The sequence below is a fragment of the Acinetobacter sp. UBA5934 genome (assembly GCF_002430855.1).
Taxonomy (GTDB): Bacteria; Pseudomonadota; Gammaproteobacteria; order Pseudomonadales; family Moraxellaceae; genus Acinetobacter.
The window spans coordinates 1-10,948 of record NZ_DJDC01000190.1 but is presented as its reverse complement, the minus strand read 5'-3'; the positions used below and the strand labels follow the sequence as shown (position 1 = coordinate 10,948).

Here is a 10,948-nt window from a genome sequence, read left to right as displayed (position 1 = left end):
CAATGTGACTTCAACCTTCCAGAACGTCTGGATGCCTCTTATGTCACTGAAGATAACGATCGTGATCAGCCTGTAATGTTGCATCGTGCAATTCTTGGCAGTTTCGAACGTTTTATTGGTATACTGATTGAGCACTACGCGGGCTTTATGCCACCTTGGTTATCACCAGTGCAAGCGTGTGTAATGAATATTACTGATGCTCAAGCCGAGGCTTGTGAGTCAGTCGTCGCGAAACTTAAAGAAAACGGAATTCGTGCAATTTCTGACTTGAGAAATGAGAAAATCGGCTTTAAGATTCGTGAACGTACTTTAGAGCGTATTCCTTACTTATTGGTACTTGGGGACCGTGAGGTAGAGGAAGGTACGGTGAATGTCCGTACCCGCTCAGGAAAAAATTTGGGTACTATGTCAATCGACGCTTTCGTTGACTTAGTAAAAGCAGCCGTAGCCGAACGCGGCCGGTACATTGTGGAGTAACAGCGATTAAACAGCCTGACCGTAATCAACAGGGCGGAAAATCAAACCGTCCTGCCTTGAATGATGAAATTCGTGCAAAAGAAGTCCGTCTTGTAGACGAAAATGGTGAGCAAAAAGGTATTGTTAACCTTGCAGAAGCATTGCGCGCAGCTGAAGCTGCCGATCTTGATCTTGTTGAGATCGTAGCCAATGCTGAGCCACCTGTCTGCAAAATCATGGACTTCAACAAGCATTTGTTTGATCTTAAGCAAAAGCAAAAAGAAGCGAAGAAAAAACAGCATCAAGTACAGGTGAAAGAAATCAAGCTACGCCCTGCGACTGATGTTGGTGATTACAACGTAAAATTACGTGCCATTATCAAGTTCCTTGAAGAAGGCAACAAGGTAAAAATCACGCTTCGTTTCCGTGGTCGTGAAATGGCTCACCAACAACTCGGTCTTGCTCAATTGCAAAAAGTTGAAGCAGATGTGGCTGAATTCGGTGTAGTTGAACAAACACCAAAAATGGAAGGTCGTCAAATGGGTATGCTACTTGGTCCTAAAAAGAAAAAGTAAGCACTCGTTGATTAGAAAAGCCCTGCAATCGCAGGGCTTTTTTATTGGCTATGATTTTTGAATTGGGTTTGAATAGATCATCTCAAGCATTCAAAAGACCCGTCATTGTCCATTTTCTTGGGAGTTTTCCGCTGTTTGCTGTTGAGGTGAAGCAATTTTTTCTGTGCTTTTGCCGCCAATTGGAATCTGGCGCGGCATGGCCTCTTCCGGAACACTGCGTTGTAAATCTATTTTCAATAAACCATTTTCATAATCGGCTTGTTGAACTTCTATATGTTCATCCAGACGTAGTGACAATTTAAATGAACGGCTGGAAATACCTTTATGCAGAAATTCAACCGTGCTGTCTGAAGACTCGTCAACTGCTTTACCAGTAATGGTTAATAACTGGTTTTCGAGATTAATTTCCAGTTGATCCTGATTGAATCCGGCAGTGGCGACAACAATCCGGTAATTATTATCGCCTGTTTTTTCAATGTTATAGTGTGGATAGTTGGGAGTATCGCTTTGCATTGCATAATCGAATAGATCATTTAAACGGTCAAAGCCAATGCTTCGGCGGAATAGGGGACTAAGGCTGAAACTGCTCATTGATAGAACCTCCTGAGTATCACGAAGTTTTATAAACAAGAAAAATCCTGTTTGCTATTGCATGCACAGTATTTGAAGCAATCTTTAAAAAGATTATCGCTCTATGTGTTATATAAGACTGTTTTGAGCATTTTCAATCATGCTCATAAAAATGTTTTAAAAGTATTTAAAAATCAAGAATACTGAATGAAAATGATGATTTAGATGAGTATTTGCGTATTTAAGCTTAAGCCAGAATTAAGATTTATCCATAAAAAACATGCTATAAGTAAATACGCAGTTCAATAATGTCATGTAAAACGAAAAAGGCAAAAGGTAGGAAACATGATTGATCTCTATTATTGGGGAACGCCCAATGGTCATAAAATTACAATAGCATTAGAAGAAATGGGCTTGGAATATCAAATTTTCCCCATCAATATTTTGGAAAATGATCAGTTTCAACCTGACTTTTTACGTATTTCCCCCAACAATAAAATTCCCGCGATTGTCGATCAAAATGGACCGCGTGGTGAAGCCATTTCAGTGTTTGAATCTGGGGCAATTTTACAGTATCTGGGACGCAAGACAGGACTGTATTATCCCACTGATGAACAGCAGCGCGTTGAAGTCGAACAATGGCTGATGTGGCAAATGGGTGGACTGGGGCCGATGCTGGGGCAGAATCATCATTTTGGCCGTTTTGCTCCTGAAAAGATTCCCTATGCCATAGAGCGTTATGTCAATGAAAGTAAACGTTTGTATGGTGTGCTGAATAAGCAGCTGATGGGTCAAAAGTATGTGGCCGGTGAATACTCGATTGCCGACATGGCTATTCTGCCTTGGATTTTACGTTATGACTGGCAGCAAATTGAGCTTGAAGATTATCCATACGTAAAAGAATATATTGAGCGTTTGACGGCACGTCCTGCTGTGCAGAAAGCATTGTCAATCAAAGTGTAATCAATTGCGCCGCCATGCAGTTATGCTAAGATGCAGCTAATAATGCATAAGAACCACCTTCGCGGTGGTTTTTTATTGGATGGCTGGTATGAAAAATTTCTTTTTAAATTCAACGCGTATTCTGGAACAAAATGCAAAAATCTATTGGAGCATTATTTTTGGTATCGCTGCTTGTTTAATCCTGTTTATTGCAGAAGCCGTACATATCCAGAACTTTATGGCCACTTTAAATACGCAGGACCAAAATGCATTATATGTCGCTATTCAGCCTTTGACACAACGCTATAGCTATAGCCGTTACCTGGTTCTGGTTTTAGCGGTGCTATGGTCAGCTTACGAATATATTTCTACCAAGAAAAAACTCGGGCTTTAAATTGGTAGCAGCCTAATGCCGGCTTACGTTTTACTGTTTATTGCTGCCTTTGGTGCGGCAACTTTATTGCCCTTGCAGTCTGAAGCCGTTTTATTAGCTTTTTTGGCAGAGGGCAGTCATTCAGTTTTTGGGCTATTATTTGTTGCAAGTTTGGGAAATATTTTGGGATCCTGTGTGAACTGGTGGCTCGGTTTTAAGATCGAACATTACAAAGACAAAAAATGGTTTCCTGTCTCAGAACAGCAAATGTTAAAAGCTCAGACAGTTTATAAAAAGTATGGTTACTGGTCGTTGTTATTCAGCTGGGTGCCCGTCATTGGTGATCCAATTACCTTGATTGCCGGTTTGCTGAAAGAAAACTTTGCCCGATTTTTATTGCTGGTTTCGATGGCTAAAATAGGGCGATACTTATTTATCTATTTGGCTTTTAGTCTATTTTAAAAAAACGAGATGTTTGTGCATCTCGTTTTTATTTTGTCTATTCACAGTGATTTAAGTCGAACTTAATCTCGTCTTTAAATTTGGATTTTTTATACATCCATAACGTGCTGGCGGTGCGCTTTACATTAATTTGACTATTGGATACGGCTTGAACCACTTTTTGGTCTAAAGCATAAATACCCGAACCCTGAGTGACTTTGACCTTTTTCACGTCCCCGTGTTTATTTACTTTAAAGTTAAATTTTACCGCGCGATTGTGTCCATTCAGCAAGTCAGAATCCATATCTAACTGAGGCTGAGTACGGTAGGTAAAAGGTGTTTTTCTGTTCTGCTGTTGAGCCTGCCAATTTTTCGACTCAAAAGGATAAGGACAAATTTCAGCATCATCCTGGCTTAATTTTAAGTTAAAGGTTTGATAGCCAATGAGCGGTGTTGCCGTATCATTTTCGATATGCGGTTTGACATGCGCTTCACGTACCGCTTGAACCAGCAGATTGTCCAGATGGGTTAAGCCGGTACTTTCCTGTACGCTGGCCTTGGTGATATTGCCGCTTTCATCTGCATAAATGCGGATAATGGCACTGCGGTTCTGCTCTTTTAAATCTTCATTTTTATAGTTCGGGCGTGGAAATTTGGTCCACTGAATGCGTGTGGTCAAATGCGCGGGAAGGGCTGCGCTTTTTTGAACGGCAAGCTGTTTTGGGGCTTTAGATTGAGCACTGTAAACGGTACTGAAGGGTACACAAATGAGTAGAGAAAAACACAGTATTTGCTTCATAAATATTTATTTCTTGTCAAACCAGATGTTGCAGCGGTAGCGGAGTGTGGTGAGTGCGCAGTATTTCCTGAATTGGAAATACTGGCAAGTCTAAAAATACAATTAATGTTCCTGATCATGCACTTTGGTAATATCGACACCAAATAAGTCATGGGTTTTTGCCCAGCTCATTGCCACCACAATCATGGTCATGCAGCCCCCAAATACCGTTGCCATAATGGTGCCCATATATTTAGCGGCCAAACCGGATTCAAAAGCGCCCAGTTCATTACTGGATGAGACAAACATGCCATTCACGGCTGCAACACGGCCACGCATATTTTCGGGTGGATAAATTTGCAGAATGGTCTGGCGAATGACCACTGAAATACTGTCACAGGCACCGGTCATGGCTAAAGCAAACAAAGACAGCCACATGTTATTGGAGAAGGCAAACAGCAATGTGAATACCCCAAAACCGGCAACGGCGAGCAACATATTACGCCACGCGTTTTGGGTCGGTGGAAATCTGGTTAAGGCAATCATGGTAATCAGGGCGCCAATTGATGGCGCTGCACGCAAGTAACCCAAACCTTCAGGACCGACTTTTAAAATATCCTCGGCGAAGATCGGCAGTAAGGCAATGACCCCGCCAAACAGTACCGAAACCAGATCCAGCGAAATGGCCCAAAGTACAATTTTGGTTTTCCAGATAAAGCGGAAACCATCGCCCAAACTTTCTAGCAAGTTGTCAGTTTCAATCTTGGGGAAACTGCGTTTTTGCAGCAGGTTAATCAGGATAAAACAGATGGCCAAAAGTACTGCTACGGACAGTAAGCTGGTTTCACGACCTAAAAAAGCCAGCATGAAACCACCGAGCATGGGACCAATAATCACGCCACTTTGCCAGCCAATCGTGGTCCAGGTTGCACCATTGGCGTAGAGTTCACGCGGAATCAGGAAAGGTTTGAGCGATGTTGCAGACGGATTGTAAAAACCACGAATGGTGCCCAAGCCAAAAATAACTGCATAAATTCCCCAAGACAGGATATTTACGCTAATTTGAGCCAAGCTGTAAGCATGAAAAAGCCACCATAAAATCAGAGGTAGAGGTAAGGCGAAAAACAAACAGATTTTCATGATGGTCTGTTTATTAAAGCGGTCGGCAAAATAACCACCCCATAAAGACAGAGCAATAAATGGAATAGCTTCAGCTAGACCAATTAAGCCTAGCGTCAACGGATCTTTGGTAATTTGATAAAGAGAATACGCGACAATGATTTCTTGAATTAAAATGGCAAGGGTGAGACAGAACTGGTTAATCGTCACAATAGAGAAGTCACGGTAACGCAGGGCGGCAAAAGCATCCTGTACAGGGTTCATAGCAGTCCAGTATTCTTATGGTGTGATAATTATAATGCTGAATAGTTGATTTATTAACAAAAAAATCCCGCTTTTGATATTGAAAATAAGACTAAGGGAATCTGATCACTGGTGTGCAATTTTCAGTATCTCTGCTTTCGTTTTAAGCAAAGATGCTTTAGAATACTCGCTCCCTTACCTGCAGGTCGTTTTTGCAATGGTGCAGACGTGCCGAACAGGTGTTTAAAGAGGTTGTTATGGCTAAGTTAAAAACTCGCCGTGGTGCAGCTAAACGTTTCAAAGCGACTGCTAACGGTTTCAAGCGTAAACAAGCGTTCAAACGCCACATTTTGACCAAAAAATCTGCTAAACGTATCCGTCAATTGCGCGGCTGTGTGATGGTTCACGTAAGTGACGTTGCTTCAGTTCGTGCTATGTGCCCATACATCTAAGGAGATTTATAAATGGCTCGTGTAAAACGTGGTGTACAGGCTCATCGCCGTCATAAAAAAATTCTTGCTCGTGCTAAAGGTTACTATGGCGCTCGCTCACGCGTTTACCGCGTTGCGTTCCAAGCAGTAATCAAAGCAGGTCAATACGCTTACCGTGACCGTCGTCAAAAGAAACGTCAATTCCGCGCTTTGTGGATTGCACGTATCAACGCTGGTGCTCGTCAAAATGGTTTGTCGTACAGCCGTATGATCGATGGCTTGAAAAAAGCTCAAGTGATCATCGACCGTCGCGTACTTGCTGACATCGCTATGCATGACGCAGTTGCATTTGCTGCTTTAGCTTCTAAAGCTAAAGATGCATTAGCTGCTTAATCATCTTCCGATGATTGAAAAAGACCGCTTTTAGCGGTCTTTTTTTATTTGGGCTTTTATTATCTGAATCAGTTCTCATCCAGGCTGCGCTTGGGAAAGCCCGCTAATATAAATAAGCCAATGGCAGTAAATCCAATTGCCTGAATGGCCAGCATCAGCTGATGTTGCGCTGGCAACGCTGAAATTAAAGTGATCAATGCAATAATTGGTATAACAAAAAATAGGATGGCAAAACCTTTCTTATAAGGGTTATCTGCTGCAATTTTTAAACTTAACGCTCTTAAAACATGAATCCCCATACCGATGCCCACACTTATTCCTGTCAACATGGGCGAAAGCTGCTGTACGGTAGAACAGAGATAAATGATCACACACGTTGCAATGCAGACCATCAGTTTCAGCTGGCGGCTACATTGGTCTGAATACCAGAACTCCAGCATTATTTTGGCTCATCCAAAGAATCATTTTTATTCAGTAAAGATAAGGGTGAAAACAGACAGATGGCCAAAGCCATAAAACCAATGCCTTGGGCACCCGGAATGAGAATTTCACCATCCTGCATATGCATGAAAATCAGTGCCAGCAGCAGGGCAATTGGAATCCAGACCAAGAGTCGATAGAACAGGCCAGTCGGATTTTTTGCAGCAAAATGAATTTTACAGTACCGGCAAATCAGGAAAACAATACCTGTACCCATAAACATCAGAATGGCATCCGGTTTTAATGGTTCCATCCAGTACAGCACAGCTGTTGCAATGGCAATGACCCCAAAGATCAGCAGTTTATGGAGGATGGAAACTTTAGGATTAAACCAAAATTCGAGCATGTTTTTCTGATAAATAGATGGGAACTGACTGCACTTTAGCAAAAACCGGGTAGCAAAAACAGCCATAAAAAAGCGAGGCTTTTGCCTCGCTAAAAATTAACTATTTTTCTGTGGACCCCAATCATAGATTTTCTTGTGGTAGGCATACCACATCATCCAGAGGCCAATCAGAATCATCGGTACGGTCAGGAACTGGCCTTTACTCATCCAGCCAATGAACAGCTGACCATTGTCCGGTTCGCGGAAGAATTCCACTACAAAACGGGCAATACCGTAACCAATCAGGAACAGGGCAGAAACCGCCATTCGTGGACGCGGCTTGGAGCTGAACCACCACAATACTATAAACAGGATTAAACCCTCACCCAAAGCCTGATAAAGCTGTGAGGGATGACGCGCCAGCTGTAAAGGATCGGTTGGGAAAATCATCCCCAGTGCAAAGTTTGGATCAGAAACCGGACGGCCATAAAGTTCACCGCCAATGAAGTTGCCAATACGGCCGAACATCAAGCCAGTCGGGACACAAGGGGCAATAAAGTCCAGCGTTTGAAACCAGGTTTTCTGGTATTTTTTACACCAGAACAGCATGGCAAGCATTACACCCAGAAAGCCGCCATGGAAGCTCATACCGCCAGTCCAGACCTCAAATAACCACAGCGGATTAGCCAGAAACTGCTCAAAACCATAGAAGAATACGTAGCCTATACGACCACCGACCACAACACCTAAGGCTCCATAGAAAATCAGGTCAGACACCATGTCGGGCGTCCAGCCATCACGCTGTTTGGTTCTATAGGTGGCAAGTCCCCAGGCAAATAAAAATGCCAGTAAATACATCAGTCCATACCAGTGCACTTGTAAAGGTCCCAGCGATACCGCAATTGGGTCTATATTGGGATAGGTCAGCATTCCTGTTCCTTGTATTATGTTTTGCACAGATTTTAGCTGAAACTAAGGAAAAATGTTGTACATTCAATGTGTAAAGATAAAGAGCATGAATTATGTGTATTGTCGCTTTAGCTTGGCAGGTCCTTGAGGATACTCCCTTATGCCTGATTTCCAATCGGGATGAATTTTATCAGCGCCCGACTTCAGCATTACATGCCTGGGAAAATAGCCCGATTATTGCCGGAAAAGACCTGCAGTCTGGCGGGACATGGATGGGAATTACTGCATCAGGCCGCTGGGCAGTCGTGACCAATTTTAGAGACGCGACGGATAAAAAGCAGTATCCCACTTCACGTGGTCATTTGATTCAGGTCTTTTTAGAATCTGATTTAGCTCCGATCCGATTTGCTCAAGAATTAGAAAAAAGGCAATGTGATTATGCCGGATTTAATTTATTTTTAGGTGACTCCAGTCAGGCGGTATACATGAGTAACCGCGGTGAAGCACCGCAGGTTTTAGCCAAAGGCGTATATGTGGTCTCTAACGGCTTAATGACCGAGCATTGGGAAAAAACCAGACATTTGCGTAAACGCTTTACCCAGGAATTTTTGCCGATGCTACAGCATACCGAGACAGCAGAAGCCGATCTGGAATTTGCAGTGTGGGATATTCTGGAAGATGAACGGAAAATTATTCCCGAACTTTTGCCACAAACCGGGATTAGCATCGAGATGGAAGAATTGCTCTCTTCGACCTTTATTCAAAGCCCGGTGTATGGCACGCGTTGTTCCAATTTTTTAAGGCTGAAAAATGATGCGTGGCTGTGGCAGGAAAAATCTCAGCAAGGAGAAACCCAAGGCAACATCATCCAGATACATTTGCCTTTAAATGAATAAAAAATGCCGACATGAGGTCGGCATTTCTATCTGTTGAATTTACCAAGCTGTCTTGATATTCATCACTTTTTTGTCACTGATGGTGCAATAGGATCAGCAGTAATATAACCGACGCTTGCACTATAGCCATTGTTGTAGTTGGCCAAAGTGGCAGCTTTTAAGTCAGCAGACAGGCTGCTCATATCACCTGCATGCTGGAAGTTGCTCATGATATAGGTCCAGTCATTTACCGAGTCAACGGCATGTAAACCTGTCGATTCAGCACCTGCAGGGGTCGACAATAAACGTACAGGATTGGCTTTGCTATCCACGTTATATGCCCAGAGGAAATTGTTCGGATGATTACCGCTATCCTCACCAATAAACAAAGTACGCAATGTTTCAGAGAATTTAAGATTGTCCGGGCTGGCGATTTTATCTGGATTTGCTGTGTTGCCTAAACTATCCACGGTAATATCTTCACCGATCAACAGCATTTTTGATTGATAAGGCACCCATTCGCTATTGATGGGCTGACTAAAAACCGTACTTTGTGATGCAGCAAGGTCATGGGCAAGCACGCCGCCTGCGCTGATTTTTTTGCTAAATGAAACATTATGCATTTCAACCCATGCGGCATTGCCTTGAATCATTGAATCCTGAATATTGGCCAAAGCGGAATATGCCACTTTGTCCTTAATATTCACGGTTGTGCCTTCCATTTTGGTGAACGCCATACTGCCGCCTTTCAGCGCTGCATAACGGTGTGTTTCCAGGAAAGCCGCCGCTTTTTCCATACCCGGTTTCACTTTGACCCAAAGCTTTTTCTTGGCAAGAATAACTTCCGTATAAGACGCATCATTCGGATTCGTTGTCAGGCTTTCCATAATATCCGTTGGCTGGATATTGCTGACATTGACCAGATCTTCAATTTCCTTGCTGGTGGCATGTCCAAGCTCAATCCACTTGATTGAGCCGGTACTATTTTCAGTCAGTACCGAAGTGTATTTCGCCACATATAAAGTCCCTGCAGACAAATCTTTTTCTTTATCTGCAATGAACATAAAGAATCCGCCATTGGTATAGTCATCACCCATAATCACGGTGCGGTTGTCTGGCATAACATGCACCAGCTCATGCGAGATACGACCCAGACAGAAGTGTTTCACGATCTTGCCGCTACCGTCTTTATTGACAATCACTTCTGGAAGATGACCATAGTTATAAGGTTTAGCTGTATTCACATCGCCAAAGAAATTTTTGCCCATGCCCGCTACACTTGGCCCGCCAATACCCTGATTAAATGCATCGGGTTCGTATTCTTCACTGGATAAATGCGTGTTCCATGGAGACATGCTGGCACCACAGGTAATCCACAAGCCATGTACAGGTGCAGTATCCACATTGAAATATTTTTTCAATTCCAAATGACCGGTGGTCTGATTCTGGTCTAAAGTCAAAATGGCGATAGGTGAAGGAAGGTTGCCGTACTCACTGACACCTGCCAGGTTTTGCGAAGCATATTCAAATTGCACCACGTGGAACACAGGATTGTTCACGCCATCGACTTTCGCATCTGCTAAATGAATGAGTGATGAGCCATCCGGACAGTCTGAAAAATATTGGCGCGGCGTCGTTGGGACAGAGAGATCCATAATAGCTTCGCCTTTGGCATTGAAATAACCGCCTGCGATAATTTCACCGCCACCCCATTTCGGTACTTTTGTGCCAGTTTCAAAGAAACTCTTATAACCTAACTGGTATTCGCTGGTGCTGGAATCATCCCAGTCGATTTTTAATTTTGAGCTGACTGAAGTTTTTGCACGGTCTGCAATTGCCACAGGCGCAGCCATGGCCGTAAAGGTGGCTGCTTTTAAATTTGCAGGTTTGACGACAGGCGGAGTTACCACGACACTGTCGTTATTGCTGTTATTACAGCCTGTTAATGCTGCTGCAGTGGTCATTGCCCCAAGCGGTAAAAAAGGAATACCCGCAAACCATTTTAAAAGATCACGACGAGTTGGCTGATGAGAAGTGG

The 10,948-nt window shown here is 43.1% G+C and carries 15 protein-coding genes; 8 read left to right on the top strand and 7 right to left on the bottom strand.

The annotated features are described in order from the left end of the window. The coding region (locus B2Y23_RS14000) for a His/Gly/Thr/Pro-type tRNA ligase C-terminal domain-containing protein (RefSeq protein WP_291371476.1) at nt 1–477 on the top strand (477 nt) is incomplete at its 5' end. 5 nt (nt 478–482) lie between these two features. Then, the gene (infC, locus tag B2Y23_RS13995; protein ID WP_291371483.1) at nt 483–1,031 is read left to right on the top strand and encodes a translation initiation factor IF-3; all 549 of its coding nucleotides are present in this window, start codon (nt 483–485) and stop codon (nt 1,029–1,031) included. A gap of 102 nt (nt 1,032–1,133) precedes the next feature. On the opposite strand, the gene B2Y23_RS13990 is transcribed toward infC, so the two are convergent. Beyond that, nucleotides 1,134–1,622, bottom strand: coding sequence for an Hsp20 family protein (locus B2Y23_RS13990; RefSeq protein ID WP_291355366.1), 489 nt, complete (start codon nt 1,620–1,622; stop codon nt 1,134–1,136). A 324-nt stretch (nt 1,623–1,946) separates the two neighbouring features. Here B2Y23_RS13990 and B2Y23_RS13985 point away from each other — a divergent pair, with 324 nt between their 5' ends. From B2Y23_RS13985 to B2Y23_RS13975, 3 genes are all read left to right on the top strand, one after another. Then, complete coding sequence (locus B2Y23_RS13985) at nt 1,947–2,564, top strand: glutathione S-transferase N-terminal domain-containing protein (protein ID WP_291355364.1); 618 nt, start codon at nt 1,947–1,949, stop codon at nt 2,562–2,564. Nucleotides 2,565–2,652: 88 nt separating this feature from the next. Then, on the top strand, nt 2,653–2,937 hold the full coding sequence (locus B2Y23_RS13980; RefSeq protein ID WP_291371474.1) for a hypothetical protein: 285 nt from the start codon (nt 2,653–2,655) through the stop codon (nt 2,935–2,937). A 15-nt stretch (nt 2,938–2,952) separates the two neighbouring features. Next, nucleotides 2,953–3,378 (top strand): YqaA family protein, encoded by a 426-nt coding sequence (locus B2Y23_RS13975; protein ID WP_291371472.1) that lies wholly within the window; start codon nt 2,953–2,955, stop codon nt 3,376–3,378. Nucleotides 3,379–3,415: 37 nt separating this feature from the next. Here B2Y23_RS13975 and B2Y23_RS13970 read toward each other — a convergent pair whose 3' ends face one another. Further along, nucleotides 3,416–4,156 (bottom strand): energy transducer TonB, encoded by a 741-nt coding sequence (locus B2Y23_RS13970; protein WP_291355339.1) that lies wholly within the window; start codon nt 4,154–4,156, stop codon nt 3,416–3,418. Between the two features lie 102 nt (nt 4,157–4,258). Next, on the bottom strand, nt 4,259–5,518 hold the full coding sequence (locus tag B2Y23_RS13965; RefSeq protein WP_291371470.1) for an MFS transporter: 1,260 nt from the start codon (nt 5,516–5,518) through the stop codon (nt 4,259–4,261). 236 nt (nt 5,519–5,754) lie between these two features. On the opposite strand from B2Y23_RS13965, the gene rpmI reads away from it, so the two are divergent. Both rpmI and rplT read left to right on the top strand, forming a co-directional pair. Further along, complete coding sequence (rpmI, locus tag B2Y23_RS13960; RefSeq protein WP_004637967.1) at nt 5,755–5,949, top strand: 50S ribosomal protein L35; 195 nt, start codon at nt 5,755–5,757, stop codon at nt 5,947–5,949. A gap of 12 nt (nt 5,950–5,961) precedes the next feature. Beyond that, nucleotides 5,962–6,321 (top strand): 50S ribosomal protein L20, encoded by a 360-nt coding sequence (gene rplT / locus B2Y23_RS13955; protein WP_291355327.1) that lies wholly within the window; start codon nt 5,962–5,964, stop codon nt 6,319–6,321. 68 nt (nt 6,322–6,389) lie between these two features. Here rplT and B2Y23_RS13950 read toward each other — a convergent pair whose 3' ends face one another. The 3 genes from B2Y23_RS13950 to lgt form a co-directional block, all read right to left on the bottom strand. Next, a complete protein-coding gene (locus B2Y23_RS13950) occupies nt 6,390–6,761 on the bottom strand; it encodes a hypothetical protein (RefSeq protein WP_291355325.1) in 372 nt (123 codons plus the stop codon). After that, complete coding sequence (locus B2Y23_RS13945) at nt 6,761–7,147, bottom strand: hypothetical protein (RefSeq protein ID WP_291355323.1); 387 nt, start codon at nt 7,145–7,147, stop codon at nt 6,761–6,763. The genes B2Y23_RS13950 and B2Y23_RS13945 overlap by 1 nt, the downstream gene beginning before the upstream one ends. A 96-nt stretch (nt 7,148–7,243) precedes the next feature. After that, a complete protein-coding gene (gene lgt, locus B2Y23_RS13940) occupies nt 7,244–8,056 on the bottom strand; it encodes a prolipoprotein diacylglyceryl transferase (RefSeq protein WP_291371468.1) in 813 nt (270 codons plus the stop codon). Between the two features lie 92 nt (nt 8,057–8,148). Here lgt and B2Y23_RS13935 point away from each other — a divergent pair, with 92 nt between their 5' ends. Further along, nucleotides 8,149–8,931: an NRDE family protein gene (locus tag B2Y23_RS13935; protein WP_291371466.1), complete on the top strand. Its 783-nt coding sequence runs from the start codon at nt 8,149–8,151 to the stop codon at nt 8,929–8,931. Between the two features lie 62 nt (nt 8,932–8,993). Here the strand turns inward: B2Y23_RS13935 and B2Y23_RS13930 are convergent. Next, the coding region (locus B2Y23_RS13930; protein ID WP_291371464.1) for a PhoX family protein at nt 8,994–10,948 on the bottom strand (1,955 nt) is incomplete at its 5' end.